The 17992-nt window shown below is 69.0% G+C and carries 15 protein-coding genes; 5 read left to right on the top strand and 10 right to left on the bottom strand.

Annotated elements, in window-relative coordinates; all coding sequences use genetic code 11:
- The first annotated feature begins 100 nt into the window (after positions 1-100).
- The 5 genes from HOW07_RS13130 to HOW07_RS13110 are packed head-to-tail and all read left to right on the top strand — an operon-like array spanning position 101 to position 5681.
- Positions 101-1453, top strand: a complete 1353-nt coding sequence (locus HOW07_RS13130) for an extracellular solute-binding protein (protein ID WP_175117396.1) — start codon at positions 101-103, stop codon at positions 1451-1453.
- Entirely contained in the window at positions 1450-2361 is a 912-nt protein-coding gene (locus HOW07_RS13125; protein ID WP_175117395.1) for a carbohydrate ABC transporter permease, read from the top strand. Before HOW07_RS13130 ends, HOW07_RS13125 begins: the two co-directional genes overlap by 4 nt.
- Positions 2358-3236: a carbohydrate ABC transporter permease gene (locus tag HOW07_RS13120; RefSeq protein WP_175117394.1), complete on the top strand. Its 879-nt coding sequence runs from the start codon at positions 2358-2360 to the stop codon at positions 3234-3236. The genes HOW07_RS13125 and HOW07_RS13120 overlap by 4 nt, the downstream gene beginning before the upstream one ends.
- Positions 3233-4549, top strand: a complete 1317-nt coding sequence (locus HOW07_RS13115; protein WP_371743679.1) for an alpha-L-fucosidase — start codon at positions 3233-3235, stop codon at positions 4547-4549. Before HOW07_RS13120 ends, HOW07_RS13115 begins: the two co-directional genes overlap by 4 nt.
- Before the next feature lie 37 nt (positions 4550-4586).
- On the top strand, positions 4587-5681 hold the full coding sequence (locus HOW07_RS13110; protein WP_121293797.1) for a hypothetical protein: 1095 nt from the start codon (positions 4587-4589) through the stop codon (positions 5679-5681).
- Between the two features lie 20 nt (positions 5682-5701).
- Here HOW07_RS13110 and HOW07_RS13105 read toward each other — a convergent pair whose 3' ends face one another.
- The 10 genes from HOW07_RS13105 to HOW07_RS13060 form a co-directional block, all read right to left on the bottom strand.
- Positions 5702-6022 carry a hypothetical protein gene (locus HOW07_RS13105; RefSeq protein ID WP_175117392.1) on the bottom strand — a complete coding sequence of 107 codons (321 nt, stop codon included), beginning with the start codon at positions 6020-6022 and terminating at the stop codon, positions 5702-5704.
- A gap of 150 nt (positions 6023-6172) precedes the next feature.
- Positions 6173-7690, bottom strand: coding sequence for an L-arabinose isomerase (araA, locus tag HOW07_RS13100; RefSeq protein WP_056014267.1), 1518 nt, complete (start codon positions 7688-7690; stop codon positions 6173-6175).
- A 127-nt stretch (positions 7691-7817) separates the two neighbouring features.
- Positions 7818-8525 carry an L-ribulose-5-phosphate 4-epimerase gene (locus HOW07_RS13095; protein ID WP_175117391.1) on the bottom strand — a complete coding sequence of 236 codons (708 nt, stop codon included), beginning with the start codon at positions 8523-8525 and terminating at the stop codon, positions 7818-7820.
- Complete coding sequence (gene araB / locus HOW07_RS13090; protein ID WP_371743692.1) at positions 8522-10219, bottom strand: ribulokinase; 1698 nt, start codon at positions 10217-10219, stop codon at positions 8522-8524. The genes HOW07_RS13095 and araB overlap by 4 nt, the downstream gene beginning before the upstream one ends.
- Before the next feature lie 232 nt (positions 10220-10451).
- Complete coding sequence (locus HOW07_RS13085; RefSeq protein WP_175117389.1) at positions 10452-12185, bottom strand: hypothetical protein; 1734 nt, start codon at positions 12183-12185, stop codon at positions 10452-10454.
- Positions 12186-12226: 41 nt separating this feature from the next.
- Complete coding sequence (mmsB, locus tag HOW07_RS13080; RefSeq protein ID WP_175117388.1) at positions 12227-13480, bottom strand: multiple monosaccharide ABC transporter permease; 1254 nt, start codon at positions 13478-13480, stop codon at positions 12227-12229.
- Between the two features lie 32 nt (positions 13481-13512).
- Positions 13513-15021, bottom strand: a complete 1509-nt coding sequence (mmsA, locus tag HOW07_RS13075) for a multiple monosaccharide ABC transporter ATP-binding protein (RefSeq protein WP_064295024.1) — start codon at positions 15019-15021, stop codon at positions 13513-13515.
- A 257-nt stretch (positions 15022-15278) separates the two neighbouring features.
- Entirely contained in the window at positions 15279-16391 is a 1113-nt protein-coding gene (chvE, locus tag HOW07_RS13070; protein WP_079003210.1) for a multiple monosaccharide ABC transporter substrate-binding protein, read from the bottom strand.
- Between the two features lie 107 nt (positions 16392-16498).
- Entirely contained in the window at positions 16499-16639 is a 141-nt protein-coding gene (locus HOW07_RS13065; RefSeq protein ID WP_153303513.1) for a hypothetical protein, read from the bottom strand.
- Positions 16640-16904: 265 nt separating this feature from the next.
- Complete coding sequence (locus HOW07_RS13060; protein ID WP_175117387.1) at positions 16905-17924, bottom strand: serine hydrolase; 1020 nt, start codon at positions 17922-17924, stop codon at positions 16905-16907.
- Positions 17925-17992: the final 68 nt, after the last annotated feature.

Here is a 17992-nt window from a genome sequence, read left to right as displayed (position 1 = left end):
TGAGGCTTTTGTACACAGGGCTTGCATATCACATACCTCATGCCTATCCTCGATATGCAAGGACGGCTGACGAACCCGTCCGCGGACGAGGAGAGCCCCCATGAAGCACCAACGAACCCTGTCGATCGCCGCTGCAGCCGCCACGCTGGTCGCGCTCTCCGCGTGCACGGGCGACGCCGGGGGCGAGCGTGTCGGCCGCTGCACGATCGCCGACGAATTCGCCGCTGGCACGCCGGTCGACGCGACGCCGTCCGGCGAGATCACCTTCCAGACCACCGCGCTGAAGGCCTCGTTCTCCGAGTACTTCACCGAGCTCATCGAGGACTTCGAGGCCGCCTACCCCGGCACGACCGTCATCTGGGAGGACGACCCTGGCGACGGCAGCTTCGCCACTCGGCTCGTCGCGGACGCGCAGGCGTGCTCGCTGGCGGACGTCGTGAACATGCCGCTCGCCACTGCCGGCGGGCTCCGCGAACAGGGCTTCCTCGCCGACCTCGACGCCGCGTCACCGGGCATCGGCGCCGACTTCATCCCGAGCCTGTGGGACAGCCTGGTCCTCCCCGGCGACGACCACCACTACGTACTCCCCTGGTACTGGGGCCTCATCGGCCTCCAGACCTACAACACCGAGCTCATGCAGCGCGCCGGGCTCGACCCGGAGCAGCCGCCGACCACCTTCGAGGAACTCTTCGACGCGGCCGATCAGGTCGCCGAACGGTCGAACGGCGAGTTCAGTGCCTTCTCCGCGAGTCTCGGTCTGCGACTCCCGCTCGAGTGGCAGCTGCAGGAGGCCGAGGTCATCGCCGACGACGGTTCGGCGTTCGTCTTCGCCGACGATCCGGCCGTGCAGGAGTGGACCGAGCGCATGACGCGACTCGCGCTGGCCGGCGGCATCCCGAAGGACTCGATCGCGTCCGACGACGAGCCCACCGCCCTGTTCACCCAGGGCGCGACCGTCTGGGGGTCACCGAACGCCTCCTCGCTCCGATACGTGCAGGAGGGCAACCCGGGCGTGTACGAGCACGTGGGCGTCTCGTCCCTCCTCGACCACCGCGGCACGGCGATCGCCGAGGTGCAGACCATCGGTGTTCCGAGCACGAGCACCAACCCGGCCACCGCCATCGCGTTCGCGCGGTTCCTCCTCGCCGCCGAGCAGCAGAACCGCTTCATCAGCGACCCGCGCATCCAGAACTTCCCGAGCACCACCGAGTCGCTCGGCATCCCGAAGCTCACGGACATCACCGGCACCGCACCCATCGACGAGGCGAACCGTCTCGCCGTCGAGCTCGCCGACGAAGCGGAGATCGTCACCATCGTGCAGTGGAGCGACGCGGTCGCGAACGCGGTCAACGCCGAGCTCCAGCTGGCGCTCACCGGGAAGAAGGCGCCGCGTGAGGCGCTCCAGGCCGCCCAGGACGCGGCCAACCGGGTCATCGGAGCCGATGCTCGATGACGACCGCGATCCACCTCAACGGGGCGGCGCGCTACCGACCGCCCTGGGTGCCGCTGCTGTGGTGCGCACCCGCGCTGCTCATGATCACCATCTGGAGCGTCGGGCCCTTCGTCGGGACCATCGCGCTGTCGTTCACCGACACCTCCCCGCTCGGCATGGGTGGAGCCTTCGTCGGCCTCGACAACTACCGCTCGATCCTGCAGGATCCCGCGTTCTGGTCCGCGACCGGCAACAGCGTGCTGTACGCGGTCATCGCCGTCCCGTTGCTGGTCGTCCTCCCGTTGCTGCTCGCGCAGCTCGTCCACACCCGGCTCCCCGGGATGGGGTTCTTCCGCTCCGCCTACGCGGCTCCGATCGTGGCGTCCGTCGTCGCGGTCGGGCTGGTCTGGCAGAACCTCCTCGGTGAACAGGGGCCCGTGAACACGGTGCTCCAACGGGTCGGTCTCATCCAGCAGGCGGTGCCGTTCCTCTCCGAGGGGTCGCTCATCCTGCTCAGCGCCATCGCCCTCACGGTGTGGCGTGGGCTCGGGTGGTATCTGATCTTCTACCTGGCGGCGCTCTCCAACATCCCCTGTGAGCTGTACGAGGCGGCGGAACTCGACGGCGCCGGCCCGACACGACGGTTCCTCACCATCACGGTGCCGGGCACCCGCCTCACGATGCTCCTCGTCGGGCTCCTCGCCGGCATCGGGTCGCTCCGCGTGTTCAGCGAGGTCTACCTGCTCGGCGGCGCCACCGGTGGCCCGGGAGGCGAAGCGCGGACACTCCCGTTCTTCATCCGCGACGCAGCGCTCGACCCGCTCACCGGCAACGCGGGCTACGGCGCGGCCGCGAGCGTGGCGCTCTTCACGCTCACCGCCGTGTTCGCCGTGCTGGCTCAGCGCTTCGGCGGGGAGCGGGACGCATGATCGCGCACATCGGGCAGCCACCCGCGCGACCACTCCTGCGGCGTCGGCGTCGGCGCTGGTCGAGGACGACACCGGTGCGGTACGCGCTCCTGCTCCTCGTGCTGCTCATCTCCGTCGGCCCGCTGCTGTGGCAGTTCCTGTCGTCGCTCAAGGGCTCAGGCGAAGCACTCTTCGGGCGCGACACCACCCTGTTCCCCCAGTCGCCGACGCTCGACGCCTACGTCACGATCTTCCGGCAGATCCCCATGGACGCCTACCTGACGAACAGCGCGATCGTCTGCGCGCTCACCATCGCCTCCCAGGTGGTGCTGCCGACCGCAGCCGGCTACATGCTCTCCCGACGCGGCTGGCACGGCCGGCGGGTCACCTTCACCGTGCTGATCGTGTCGATGGTCGTGCCCTTCGAGTCGATCATGGTGTCGCTCTTCCTCATGACCCAGGAGCTCGGCCTGCTCGACACCCTCGTCGGCGCATGGCTCCCCGGTGCTGTCTCCGCGATGAACGTCCTCATCATGCGGGCCGCGTTCACGGCGGTGCCCGACGAGATCGAGGACGCCGCCTTCCTCGACGGAGCCTCGGAGTGGCAACGGTTCACCGCCCTCTTCCTGCCGTCGTCCATCGGCGCGATGCTCGTCGTCGTCGTCAACTCCTTCATCACCGCCTGGGACGACTTCCTCTGGCCGCTCCTCGTCCTGCGGAGCGAGTCGTCGTTCACCGTCTCGCTCGGACTCGCACGACTCTCGGCGTCGTCGTTCGGGTTCGACCCCAGGGTCGTGATGGCCGGATCCATCATCGCCGTCGTCCCGGTCCTCGTGGTGTTCATCGTGCTGCAACGATGGTTCCACCGAGGCGTCGCAGCAGGAGGAGTCAAGTGAGTCAACAGTCGCACCACCGCCAGCACCGTCCCGTCCCGACCGAGGGCCAGTTGCGCTGGCAACAGGACGGCTTCGGCGTGTTCTTCCACTTCGGCGTCAACACCTTCGCCGGCAAGGAGTGGAGCGACGGCACCCTGCCCGCCTCGAGCTTCGATCCGAGCGACCTCGATGTACGGCAGTGGGTGCGCGTGGCGGCCTCGATCGGCGCCCGATACGTCATCCTCACCGCGAAGCATCACGACGGGTTCTGTCTCTGGCCGACCGCGACGACCGACTACAGCGTCGCATCCTCTCCGTGGCGGGACGGCCACGGCGACATCGTGGCCGAGCTTGCAGCGGCCTGTCGCGAGGCGGGCCTCGGACTGGGGCTGTACCTCTCGCCGTGGGATCGCCACGCTCCCGAGTACGCCGACGAGGCGCGCTACGCCGAGGTATACGCCCGGCAGCTCACCGAACTGTGCACGAACTACGGCGAGCTCGTCGAGCTGTGGTTCGACGGCGCCGGGTCCGAGGGGTACACCTACGACTGGCCCGGCATCACCGCCATCATCGAACGACTCCAGCCGCAGGCGATGGTGTTCAACATGGGCGCCCCGACGATCCGCTGGGTGGGTAACGAGAACGGTCTCGCCGAAGACCCGGTGCGGTACGTCGTCGACCACACCGACTTCAGCAACTACACGGTCGTCACCAGCCGGTTCGAGGAGGCCCTCTACCTGCCGCCCGAGTGCGACGTCTCGATCCGTCGCGGCTGGTTCTGGCACCCGGACGACGAGCCGAAGTCGGTCGAGCATCTGCTCGCGATCTTCTACCGGTCCGTCGGACTCGGAGCGAACCTGCTCCTCAATCTCCCACCAGACACTCGCGGGCTCCTCCCCGACGCCGATGTGGAACGCGTGACCGCCTGGGCCGCGGAGCGCGACCGACGCTTCGCACAGCCGATCCCGGGAACGCTGACCACCGACGGGTCGACGGTCACCGTCACGTTCGCGGAGCAGGTCACCATCGATCACCTCCGGCTACACGAGGACCTCGCAGCCGGACAGCTCGTCGACCGCCACGAGGTCCGGACAGCGGACGGCCGCACGCTCGTCGGAGCCGGTTCCGTCGGCGTCTCGAGGGTGCACGTGTTCGAACCGGTCACCACCGACCGGCTGACGATCGAGCTCGTCCCCGACGTCACCGACGAGGCGGGCCACCCCGAGAAAACGCCGAACCCGACGCTTCTGGCGGTCACCGCGTTCCACACTGGCACGAGCACCGTCCCCGAGCTGCCGGTCGGATACGAGGCCCCGACGGACGCCCCCGACTGATCGGGCCGCGCCTCGACGCGGAACTAGGCTGGAGGGCGTGCAGGCGCTTCCCGAACCACTCGACACGAGTGCGCTCACCCGGCCGCTTCCCCGCCGCGAGGTTCGAGAGCAGTGGCGAGCCTTCGTCGCCGAACAGCCCGACGCCCTCGACCGCATCGGGCGGGCGCGCCGGATCACGACCACGATCGGCACGGTGGGCGGACTGCTGAGCATCCCGCTCTTCACGCTGATCGGCGTCCTGGCGCTCGCACAACACGGCGCGGATGCTGCACGACTCGCCTTCGGATTGGGAACGCTCGCGCTGGCCATGGTCACCGTCGCCGTGATCCTCGTCCGGACGACGGTCAGGGTCTGGTCACGCAGGACCATGCGACGCACGCACCTCCGTCTCGTCGCCTTCGCCGAGGCGAACGGATTCGACTACCTGGTCGGCCCCGTTGCGGCGCCGCGCGACATGCCCTGGCGGAACCGCGGTGCACTGAACCTTCACCGCGTCCTCCGAAGCCGCCAACCGCGCGGCATCGAGATCACGAATTACGAGATCACCGGAAACCGGAAGAACCTCGCGGCCCCCTTCGGCGGCTACTGCGCGCTCCGGATACCGATCGCCCTGCCACACCTGGTGCTCCGCGCGCAGGACGGCCGACGCCGCGGCATGAGCGCCGCGAGCGCCCCGGTGGGCACTCAGCGACTGGAGCTCGAGGGCGACTTCGATCGACACTTCCACCTCTACTGCCCGATCGGCTACGAGGCGGACGCGCTCTACCTGTTCACGCCCGACGTGATGGCGCGCCTCCTCGACCACGTGCGCGGCTTCGACGTCGAGATCGTCGACGACTGGCTCCTCCTCGTGACCACCGACGACCTCGTCACGACGAAGGTCGACGATTGGCAGGACATCGCCGCCGCTGTCGACGCCGTGGACGACCGTGTCGAGCGCTGGGCCCGGTGGCGCGAGACCCGGGGCGACCGACGGAGCACCGAGACGGTCGCACCGGCGCCCGACGCGATGGTCGGCCGCGTCAGCACTCGCGGCCGACGCCTCAAGCTCCGTATGAGTACCGACGACATCCTCATGTGGAGCGCGCTGGCGCTCTTCGCTGTCGGCGCCGTCGTCGGGCTCCTCCCCTAGCGCGTCCGGACGGGTACGGGTCAGTCGCCGTACTCGTCGAGGAAGGTGTCCGACTCGGCATCGAGCGCACATCCCTCGGCGGCGGCCTCGGCCGGGGTACGGTCGCCGGCGTCGACGATGCTGCTCGCCCGCTCCGCGATGCACCGTTCCATCGCCCGCTCGGCGGCCGCCGGGTCGGCGGCGGTGAACCCGCCCGTCGCTGCGACGATCGCGAGGACCGCTCCGACACCGGCGACGAGGACGGTCCCACCGATCGCGAGCTTCCATCCGAGCCTCGTCGGCTCGGCCGTCCCCTCGTCGCCCGGTTCGTGCTGCTCCGTCCGCGTGAACACATCCGTCATCGGTCGATCCCCGTCGTTCAGTGCGCCACCCCCGGCGCGTCGCCCCAGGCTAGCAAGCGCCGTCGTCGCACCGCACGATCGACGACAGCACGACGCGAGACGGCCTCCCGCTGGTGGGCAGGAGGCCGTCTCGGTCGGATCGTCCCGAGGCTAGAACCCCTGGGCCAGGCGGTAGTACGCGTTGTTCCAACGGACCTCGCGCTGGAAGTCGCGCGTGGTGGTCGACTCGTCGATCACGAGGAGCTCGGTCTTGGCGATCTCCGCGAAGTCGGCGAAGACCTCGACTCCGACCGCGGTCGACATGACGGTGTGGTGCGCGGCGCCGGCGGTGAGCCAGGCAGCGGCCGAGGTCGCGAAGTCCGGAGCCGGCTTCCACACGGCGCGCCCGACGGGCAGCTTCGGCAGGGCCTCGATGGGCTGGACGACCTCGACGACGTTCGCCGTCAGCCGGAAGCGGTCGCGCATGTCGCTCATCGCGACGACCACGGCGGGGCCGGAGTCGGCCGTGAAGACCAGGCGCACCGGGTCCTCCTTGCCGCCGATGCCGAGCGGGTGCACCTCGAGGGTGGCGCGCGCCGAGGAGAGCGTCGGGCTGACCTCGAGCATGTGCGCCCCGAGGATGAGCTCGTTGCCGGGCTCCATGTGGTACGTGTAGTCCTCCATGAGCGAGGCGCCGCCGGGGAGGCCGGCGCCCATGACGGACGCGGCGCGCACGAGGACGGCGGTCTTCCAGTCGCCCTCCGCGCCGAAGCCGTAGCCGTCGGCCATGAGGCGCTGGACGGCGAGGCCCGGCAGCTGACGCAGCTCACCGAGGTCCTCGAAGCTCGTCGTGAACGCGGCGAAGTCGCCGGCCTCGAGGAAGGAGCGCAGGCCAAGCTCGATCGCGGCGCCGTAGCGGAGCGACTCGTGCCGCTCGCCACCCTTCCGCAGCTCGGGGACGACGTCGTACAGCTCCTCGTACTCGGCGACGAGCGCGTCGATGTCGGCGTCCGTCGACGCGTGCACGGCCTCGGCCAGCTCGTTGACGCTCCACGTGTTGACCTGCACCCCGAAGCGCAGCTCGGCCTCGGTCTTGTCGCCCTCGGTGACGGCGACGTACCGCATGTTGTCGCCGAACCGTGCGAGCTTGAGCTCGTGCGTGGCCGCCCAACCGGCGGCGGCGCGCTGCCAGGTGCCGACCTCACGCTGGACACGCGGGTCCGAGACGTGGCCGACCACCGTCTTGCGGGCGACACCCAGACGCGTCTGGATGTACCCGAACTCGCGGTCGCCGTGTGCGGCCTGGTTGAGGTTCATGAAGTCGAAGTCGATCTCCGACCACGGCAGCTCGACGTTCGCCTGCGTGTGGAGGTGCAGCAGCGGCTTCTGCAGCGCGTCGAGGCCGGCGATCCACATCTTGGCCGGGCTGAAGGTGTGCATCCAGGTGACGAGACCGATGACGCTGTCGTCGGCGTTCGCGTCGAGCATCGCGCGACGGATCGACTCGGAGTCCTTGAGGACGGGCTTCCACTCGATCCGCACGGGGACGTCGGCGGCGGCGCCGAGTTCGGCGGCGATGGCCTGGGACTGCTCGGCGACCTGACGGAGGGTCTCCTCGCCGTACAGGTTCTGGCTGCCGGTGAGGAACCAGACGGTGTAGTGGTCGAGCGTGGTGGTGGGCTTCGGCATGGGTGGGTCTGCTTTCTGAGTGGGTGGGCCCTTCGACAAGCTCAGGGACCGGAGTTCGGTGCGGCGGTCCCTGCCCTTCGACAGGCTCAGGGACCGGGAACGGCGCGGGGACCGGAGGTCGTTCTGGTCAGAGCGCGCCCTGCGGCGCCTGGCCGTAGACGTTCTGGTAGCGGTCGAACAGGGCGTCGATCGCTTCGGCCGGCATGGGCTTCGGCTCGCCGAGCTGACGCGAGATGTGCACGGTGCGGGCGACGTCCTCGACCATGACCGCGGCCTTCACGGCGTCGCGGGCGTCCTTCCCGATCGTGAACGGCCCGTGGTTCTGCATGAGTACGGCGCGCGACCGGTGACCGGTCAGCGTCTCGACGATGCCGCGTCCGATCGAGTCGTCGCCGATGATCGAGAACGGACCGATCGGGACCTCTCCGCCGAACTCGTCGGCCATCGCCGTGATCACGCACGGGATGGGCTCGGCGCGTGCCGCCCAGGCCACCGCGTAGGTGGAGTGGGTGTGGACGACGCCACCGACCTCGGGCATATGCCGGTAGACGTATGCGTGCGCAGCGGTGTCGCTCGACGGCGACCGCTCAGCGCCGGGCGTGCCCGGGATGACGTTGCCGTCGAGGTCGCAGAGGATCATGTTCTCGGGTGCGAGGTCGTCGTAGTCGACGCCGGAGGGCTTGATGACGAAGAGGTCGGCTCCCGGCACCCGACCGGAGACGTTGCCGCCGGTCCAGATGACGAGCCCGTACCGGACGAGCTCGCCGTGCAGCTTGGCGACGTCGGACCGGACGCGCGCGATCGCGACCTCGATCTCGGGCGAGTAGGTGTTCACGCGGTGGCTCCTTCGAGGGCGGTGGTCTCGGTGTCGGTCGGCAGGCCGTCGACGCCGCCACCGAGGGCGGCTCGGCGGATGCGCTTCAGGCGCTTCATGACGTCGTTGGCGCCACGACCGAAGTAGTCGTGCAGCGTCGCGTACTCCGCGTAGAGCAGGTCGTACGCATCGGCCGCCGCCTCGTTCGGCGTGTAGACGGCGCGGTTCACCTTGCCCATGGCGGCGCTGGCCGCGGGGACGTCCGGGTAGGCTCCGGCGGCGACGGCGGCGTGGATGGCCGAGCCGAGCGCGGGCCCCTGGTCGCTCGCGGTGATCGAGATCGGCAGGCGGAGGATGTCGGAGTAGGTCTGCATGAGGAAGGGGTTTCGCTGCAGACCGCCGGCGACGATGAACTCGGTGACGGGGACGCCCGAGGCGTTGAACGTCTCGACGATCTTCCTGGTGCCGAAGGCCGTCGCCTCGAACAATGCGCGGTACACCTCCTCGGTGCGGGTGGTGAGCGTCAGGCCGAGGACGGTGCCGGAGAGCTCGTGGTCGACGAGGACCGAGCGGTTGCCGGAGTGCCAGTCGAGGGCGACGAGGCCGTGCGCGCCGACCGGCTGGTCCTGGATGAGGGAGGTGAGGTGTTCGTGGATGCTGACGCCGCGCGCCGCAGCCTCCTCGGTGTATCGGGCGGGGACCTGGTTCGCGACGTACCAGGCGAAGATGTCGCCGACGCCGGACTGCCCGGCCTCGTAGCCGTAGAGGCCGGCGATGATGCCGCCGTCGACGACGCCGCACATGCCCGGGACCTCGCGGAGGACGTCGCCGTTCATGACGTGGCAGGTGGAGGTGCCCATGATCGCGACCATCTGGCCGGGCGAGACGGCCTGCGCCGCGGGTGCCGCGACGTGCGCGTCGACGTTCCCGACCGCGACCGCGATGCCCTCGCGGAGACCGGTCCACGCAGCGGCCTCGGCCGAGAGGGTGCCGGCGGCGGCGCCCAGCTCACCGATCTCGTGCGCGACCTTGTCGTCGGCGAAGCGCTCGAAGGCGGGGTTGAGGGCCGCGAGGAACTCGTGGCTCGGGTAGGCGCCGTCCTGGTAGATGCCCTTGTAGCCGGCGGTGCAGGCGTTGCGGACGTAGGTGCCGGTGAGCTGCCAGATGATCCAGTCGGCCGCCTCGACCCAGTGGTCCATGCGCTCGTAGAGTTCGGGGTCCTCCTCGAGGAGCTGGAGGCCCTTGGCGAACTCCCACTCGCTCGAGATGAGCCCGCCGTATCGCGGCAGCCAGGACTCGCCCCGCTCGGCGGCGAGCTCGTTGATGCGGTCCGCCTGCGGCTGCGCGGAGTGGTGCTTCCACAGCTTCACGTAGGCGTGCGGGCGATCGGCGTACTCGGGCAGCTCGTTGAGCGGCGTCCCGTCGGCGATGACGGGGACCATCGTGCAGGCGGTGAAGTCGGTGCCGATGCCGATGACGGCGGCGGGGTCGATCCCGGCGGCCTCGACGGCGCGCGGCACGGCGGACTGCATGACGGCGACGTAGTCGGCCGGCACCTGCAGCGCCCAGTCGGGCGGCAGCGCGGCGCCGGTGGAGGCGAGCTCCCGATCCATGACGGCGTGCGGGTAGTCGAGCACCGCCGACCCGAGTTCGGCGCCGTCGGACACTCGCACGACGACGGCTCGGCCGGACAGCGTGCCGAAGTCGACGCCGATCGTGTAGGTCTCGGCGTGCGTCGCTGTCGCCTGCTCGGGGGCGCTGGCGGCCGGGTTCTGCTCGGTGTTCACCGGTGGGACTCCTTCGTCGATCTGGTGCTCGGTTGATTCGCGATGCTGTGGTGAAGCGGGTGGGGGCGGCTGCTCGTTCGGGTGGATCAGGGCTGGGCCGCACTCCAGTGTACAACGTTGTATATTGCCGTGGCCATGCACAGGACGACGCGATCTCGACTCATGCGAGACCGCCCATCGTCTCGATGACGGCGCGTGCGTCGAGCGGCTCGGGATCCGGCGCGTCAGCAGCGCCGACGGTCCCCACGATCCGGCCCGCGCGGACGGCGACGACCCGGTCGCAGACGGCCGCGAGCGCCGCTGGGTCCTCGCTCGAGACGACGACCGCCCGGCCGGACGCCGCGAGCGATCGGATCAGGGAGCACCGCTCAGCCCGCCGACGTCCGTCCTCGGAGTCGGGGACGCCCGTCGCGCCGAACGGTTCGGCGAGCAGGACGGCGCGGGCCCCCGTGTCCGCGATGATCCGGAGCGACTCGGTGAACTGGTCGGCGTCCGGCCCGCGGTGCACGCCGGGGAGTGCGGCGACCAGGCCGCTCGGCACGGTGGTCGCCCGGTAGTCGCGGCGCGCGTCGGCAACACCGAGCCTGACCATCCTCGTGAGGGCGTCCGGGGAGACACTCGACGGCACTCCGCCGAGGAAGGAGAGGTCGAAGCGGATCGGATGCTCGGTCGTGTAGAGCACCCCCGCGGCGCGCGCCAGGTCCGTCGTCGAGACGTCGACCGCCGCACCGTCGAGCGCCACCGAACCACGGGTCCGCGCACCGTACGACCGACCGAAGACGCTCAGCAACACTTCCCCGGCACCGGAGTCGGGCGGACCGAACAGCCCGAGCACCTCCCCCGGTGCACAGGCGAAGGAGAGGTCGTCGACGACGGTCCGCTCGGGGTCCGCCGGGTGGCTCGCGGTCCAGTGTTCGACGGCGAGGCCGGTGCCCGACACCCGATCCGTGGGAACCGTCTCGGTGCCCGATGTCCACGCGCGGGCCCCGGCCGGACCTGCGGCGTCGAGGGCGAGCGCACCATCGGCCAAGGCTTCGAGCACCTCGCGTTCACCGCTGTCGGGAGTCAGTCGGATCGAGGGCGAGTGCGCACCGCCGACGGCCAGCACGGTCGCGGTCGATGCGACGCCCGCCAGCCCGGTGACGGCCCCGGTCGCGAGCAGGACGCCGGGTGCTGGGCCGGCGGTTCGAGGAACTCGGGCCACCTCGACCATCGCCTGCCGCCAGCGCTCGACCTCGTCCGCTCGAAGCGCGGGTCCGCTGTCGTCGATCACGATGAGGGACGCCTCCGCGGCGACGGCCCTGGCCAGCTCCACGAGCCGACGCTCCACGACCGACAGGGCACCGGCGGGGTCCGCGGGTGACCGGTCGAGGCCGACGACACGCAGAGCGCGGTGGATCCGCGCGGCATCGCTCCGCCCCACGGACGTCCGGTCGGCGGACGGTCCTCGGAGGAGCCGCATGACCGTCTCCCGCAGGCCCGCGGCACGCTCGGAACCGAGCAGCACGTTCTCGCCGATGGTCTGCGACCAGCTGATGGCCTGCCCGGCCGTCACGACGGCCACCCCGGAGGCGCTCGATGCGGCCCGGGACGACAACCGCGCCGGTCGACCGGCGACGAGCACTGTCTCGGAACCGGACGACCTGGTCACGCCGCGCGGGACGGGAGCCGTCCCGGACAACCGCGCGATCAGGCGCCGGAGCGCGGAGACCGGGCCGAGCACGGCGTGCACCGTGCTGAAGGGCACCTCCAGCAGCGGCGTGCCGTCCCGCAGGACGGCGAGCGCCGGCATGGCCGACGAGGACTCGGGCGGGGCGGTCGCCTCGCCACCACGCACGGAGGCGAGGGCACCGGCCAGGTCGCCGGTGCTCTCGCCTCCGTGGTGGATGTCCATGCGTCGGATCGATCCGGGTTCCGCGGTCGCGGACCTCGGGATCAGCGTCCGCCGCTGCGGCGCTTGTTGTAGACGTCGAACGCGACGGCCAGCAGCAGCACGAGACCCTTAACGGCCTGCTGCCACTCGATGCCGAGGCCGATGATCGACATACCGTTGTTCAGCACACCGATGATGAGACCACCGATGATCGCGCCGCCGATGGTACCGACACCACCCTGCACCGCGGCTCCACCGATGAAGGCGGCGGAGATCGCCTCGAGCTCGAAGCCGTCACCGGCCTTCGGACCGGCGAGGTTCAGGCGGGCCGTGAAGATGAGGCCCGCGAGCGCCGCGAGGAAGCCCATGTTGACGAACAGGAAGAAGTCGACCTTGCGGGTCTTGATGCCGGACAGCTCCGCGGCGTGACGGTTGCCGCCGATCGCGTAGATGTGGCGGCCGAAGACCGAGCGGTTCATGACGATGCCGTAGACGAGCACGAGGACCGCCAGGACGATGAGCGTGACCGGGATGCCCTTGTACGCCGCGAGCGAGTACACGAAGAAGCCGATGCCCGCGATGATGAGGACGAGCTTGGCGACGAACCACGGGAAGGGCTCGGTGTCCTGGCCGTACTTCTGACGGCCGAGGCGCGTGCGGACCTGCTGCACGACGAGGCCGACGACGGCGATGACGCCGATCCCGAGCGTGAGCGGGTCGATCGGGAAGTCACCGAACACGTCGTTCAGGAAGCCGTTGCCGAGCGCGCGGTACTCCGCCGGGAAGGAACCGATGTTGGCGTTGCCGAGGACCACGAGCGCGAGGCCGCGGAAGATGAGCATGCCGGCGAGGGTCACGATGAACGCCGGGATCCCGACGTAGGCGATCCAGAATCCCTGCCAGACACCGACGAGCGCGCCGATGGCGAGCGACAGGATGACCGCGATCCACCACGGCATCTGCATCTGCACGGCGAACACACCGGACACCGCACCGACGAACGCCGCGACGGAACCGACCGACAGGTCGATGTGGCCGGCGATGATGACCATCACCATGCCGATCGCGAGGACGAGGATGTATCCGTTCTGCACGATCAGGTTGGAGATGTTCTGCGGCCGCAGCAGGATGCCGTCGGTGATGACGGCGAAGAACACGACGACGAGCAGGAGGGCGATGAAGATGCCGTTCTTGCCGAGGTCGCTGAGGATGTGGGTCAGCCAGCTCGTGAAGCGGTTGGTGGCCGGGTTGACGAGGCCGCCGGCGGCGGTACCGTCGCCTGCCGGGACGGTGGGTTTGGTGTCCAGATCGGACATTGCGGTTCTCCTTCGATCCGTCCGCGCCCGCGTCAGCGGGGCTTCTCCATGGTCATGAGCTTGAGGAGCGCTTCGGGGTTCGCTTCCTCGATCGGCAGTTCGCCGGTGATGCGGCCCTCGCTGAGGGCGTAGATGCGGTCGCAGATGCCGATGAGCTCGGGGAGCTCGGAGGAGATGACGATGACGCCCTTCCCCTCGGCGGCGAGGCGGTTGATGATCGTGTAGATCTCGTACTTCGCGCCGACGTCGATGCCTCGGGTGGGCTCATCGAGGATGAGGACGTCGGGGTCGGAGTAGATCCACTTCGAGAGGACGACCTTCTGCTGGTTGCCGCCCGAGAGCTTCCCGGTCTTCGCGAGCACGTTCGGAGCCTTGATGTTCATGCTCTTCCGGTACTCCTCGGCGACCTTGTACTCCTCGTTGTCGTTGACGAGTCCGCCGCGTTCGAGCTTCTTCAGCGAGGCCATCGAGATGTTCCGCTTGATGTCCTCGATGAGGTTGAGGCCGTAGTACTTGCGGTCCTCGGTGGCGTAGGCGAGGCCGTTGTCGATCGCCTCGGACACCGTGCGCGTGCGGATCTCGGTGCCGTTCTTGAACACCTTGCCGCTGATCCGGCTGCCGTACGACTGACCGAACAGGCTCATCGCGAACTCGGTGCGGCCGGCGCCCATGAGGCCGGCGATGCCGACGATCTCACCGGCGCGGACGTTGAGGTTGACGGCGTCCACCATCACGCGGGTCGGGTCCTGCGGGTGGTGGGCGGTCCAGTCCTCGACGCGCAGGATCTCCTCGCCGATGTTCGGCGTGTGGTCCGGGTAGCGGTGCTCGAGGTCGCGGCCGACCATGTCCTTGATGATGCGCTCTTCGGTGACGTCGTTCTTCACGATCGTCTCGATGGTCTTGCCGTCGCGGATGACCGTGACGGTGTCGGCGACCTTCTTGATCTCGTTGAGCTTGTGGCTGATGATGATCGACGTGATGCCCTGCTCCTTGAGGTGCAGGATCAGGTCGAGCAGGTGGTCGGAGTCCTCGTCGTTCAATGCTGCGGTCGGCTCGTCGAGGATGAGGAGCTTGACGCGCTTCGAGAGGGCCTTCGCGATCTCGACGAGCTGCTGCTTGCCGACGCCGATCTCGAGGATCTTGGTCGTCGGGTTCTCCCGCAGGCCGACCCGGGCGAGCAGTGCTGCCGCCTCCTGGTTGGTGCGGTTCCAGTCGATGAGGCCGAGCGGCCCCTTCAGCTCGTTGTTGAGGAAGATGTTCTCCGCGATGGAGAGGTAAGGGCTGAGGGCCAGCTCCTGGTGGATGATGACGATGCCCTTGGACTCCGAGTCGCGGATGTCCTTGAACTCCATCGTCTCGCCCTCGAAGACGATGTCGCCCTCGTAGGTGCCGAACGGGTAGACGCCGGACAACACCTTCATGAGCGTCGACTTGCCGGCGCCGTTCTCACCGCAGATGGCGTGCACGGTACCGCGCTGCACATCGAGCGTGACGTTCGAGAGGGCCTTGACGCCGGGGAAGGTCTTGATGATGTTGCGCATCTCGAGGATGCTCGTGGTCTCGCCTGACACCGTGTCTCCTTACAGGTGGTCGAGGTGCGATGGTGTCCGCTCTTGCCCTTCGACAGGCTCAGGGACCGGGTCGGTCCGGTCACTGAGCCGGACTCCGGACACTGAGCCGGACTCCGGTCACTGAGCCGGACTCCGGTCACTGAGCCTGTCGAAGTGCGAGGTGAAGCGGGGGTGCCCTCCGGGGTCGGGATGAGCCGACCCCGGAGAGCGGGGAGGAACAGGACTGACTAGCCCTTGATCTCGTCTTCGGTCCAGTACCCGGAGTCCACGAGGACCTCCTTGATGTTGTCCTTGACGACGATCTGCGACTCGAGGAGGAAGGACGGGACGACCTTCTTGCCGTTGTCGTAGTCCTCGGTGTTGTTGACCTCGGGCTTCTCACCGTTCAGCACGGCGACGGCCATCTTGACGGCCTCGGCAGCGAGCTGGCGGGTGTCCTTGAAGATGGTCGCGTACTGCTCGCCGGACTCGATGGCCTTGACCGAGTCGAGCTCGGCGTCCTGGCCGGAGATGACGGGCCAGCCGTCGCCCACCGAGTAGCCGGCGTCGGTCAGCGCCGAGATGATGCCTCGCGAGATGCCGTCGTAGGGCGACAGGACCGCGTTGACCTTGCTGCCGTCGGAGTAGGTCGACGTGAGGATGTTCTCCATGCGCTTCTGCGCGGTCTCACCGTCCCAACGGAGCGTTGCAGCCTGCTCGAAGGAGGTCTGGCCGCTGGCGACCTTGAGGGTGCCCGCGTCGATGAACGGCTTCAGGGTGTCCTGAGCGCCGTCCCAGAAGAACGTGGCGTTGTTGTCGTCGGGCGAGCCGGCGAACATCTCGATGTTGAACGGACCGGCGGGTGCGCCCTCGGTGGGCTTGCCCTCGAGGTCGACGAGGCCGAGGCCGTTGAGGACCGAGTTGGCCTGCTGCACGCCGACCTTGTAGTTGTCGAACGACGCGTAGTAGTCGACGTTCTCGCTGTCGCGGATCAGGCGGTCGTAGGCGATGACGGGGATGTCGCCGTCCTTGGCCTCCTGCAGCACGCTCGTGAGCGTGGTGCCGTCGATCGAGGCGATGATCAGGACGGAGGCGCCCTTGGTGATCATGTTCTCGATCTGCGAGACCTGGGTTGGGATGTCGTCCTCGGCGTACTGCAGGTCGACCTTGAAGCCCTCCTTCTCCAGCTGCTCCTTGACGGCGTTGCCGTCCTGGATCCAGCGCTCGGAGCTCTTGGTGGGCATCGCGACGCCGACGAGCTTGCCGTCGCCTTCGCCGCCGCCCGATCCGCCGCTTGCGCCGCCGGAGCAGCCGGCGAGCGACACGATCATCGTGCCTGCGGCCAGCGTGGCGAGGAGCATTCTCTTCTTCACTGTGTGGTTCCTTCCCTAGGGAGTTGCTTGGACGTCATTGTCATGCGCAGGTCTGTCGGCTCCGATGTGTCCAGCTCATCGAGGCCGCTCGTCGGTTACGTGGCGTTCGCGGGTGCGGGTGCGGGCGCCTCGTCGTGGTGCCGGCGAGGGTGCAGGGAGAGGTGGCCGGCGGAGAGCCGGGCCGAGAGGGAGCTGTGGTCGGATCGATCGGTGCCGTGGATCGGGAGGCGGCTCATCGCCGACCTGCTCGCTCCATTGCGCTTCGTTCCCACGTCGACTTCCTCGTCACTCCGAATGTGACCGTTCACATTGTGTGTCACACGATAGCCCCAGACCTCCACCTGATGTCAAGTCGGGATGGGTCTCATTTTCATAACCGGCGACGGTCGGGGCATGGTCGCGCTCTCAGCGTGCCCGCGCACGCACGTGCCGGGGGCGCAGGTACGCCCCGATCGGCATGGCCGGAAACCGGGGACGTGTCCGGCAGATCCCAGTGGGCGCCTAGAGTTCGGCGTCGATCGCGCGGATGACGTCCCAGGCGCCGTCCTCGGAGTTCGACAGCACGACGACGTCGATCGCGTCGGCGGCGGTCGGGCCGAAGTAGGTGCGCACGATGCCGCTCGCACCGGGATTGACACCGTCGAGGTACATCGATCGCACCTGGCCGTTCTCGTCGACGTCGAACTCGAAACCGAAGCCGTAGGAGATCTCCTCGTCGACCTCGACCTGCGGGGAGGTGAACTCCTCGGTCAGCTCGGCGGTGAGGATCTTCGCGTCGCGGGCGGCGCGGAGGAAGGTGATGAGGTCGGCCGCGGTGGACTGCGCACCGGCGTCCGGGCCGCCGAGCGGCGGGAACGCGTCGGCGTTCGAGTGCCAGACGCCGTCGTCGTCGACGTCGCCGCCCTCGGCCAGACCGGGCTCGCCCGTCCGGCGGTCCACGAAGCCCGAGTGGTCCATGCCGAGGAGCGCGAACACCTGCTGCTCGACGAGCTGGCGGTAGGGCAGCCCCGTCACGCCCTCGAGCGCGAGCCCGAGCAGCACGTAGCCCGCGTTGACGTAGTTCGCCTCCTCGCCGGGGGCTGCGAGCGGCTCCTTGTCGGCGAAGAGCGGCAGGAGGTCGGCGGTCTCGCGGATCGACGAGGCCGGGCGCTCCGCCCAGAGGTCGTCGTAGCTCTCGCCGGCCGTCTCGTCGGCGTCGTCGGCGATGCCGGAGGTGTGGGTGAGCAGGTGGAGCAGCTGGACGTCGCGGCGGATGGTCGTGCCGTCGAGGTCGACGTACTCGTGGATCGACTCGTCGAGGTCGATGTGTCCGGCGTCCACCTGCTGGAGCACGGCGGCGGCGGTGAAGAGCTTCGTGATGGAGGCCGTGTCGAAGCGGGTGTCGAGCGTGATGGGTTCGTCGCGCTCCCTCGAGGCGAGGCCTCGGGCGGCCTCGAAGAGCGTCTCGTCACCGCGCTTGACGAGCACGACGCCCGAGAAGTCGGTGGCTTCGATGACGCGGGCGACGCTTTCGGTATCCATCCCCCAACGGTACCGTCGCGGACCCCTCCGTGGCTCCACGCGCCCTGGGGGACCCGATCCGTCGGGGG

Source organism: Plantibacter sp. MCCC 1A11337, from assembly GCF_013349365.1.
GTDB lineage: Bacteria > Actinomycetota > Actinomycetes > Actinomycetales > Microbacteriaceae > Plantibacter > Plantibacter flavus_A.
This window is presented reverse-complemented; position numbering and strand designations above follow the sequence as displayed.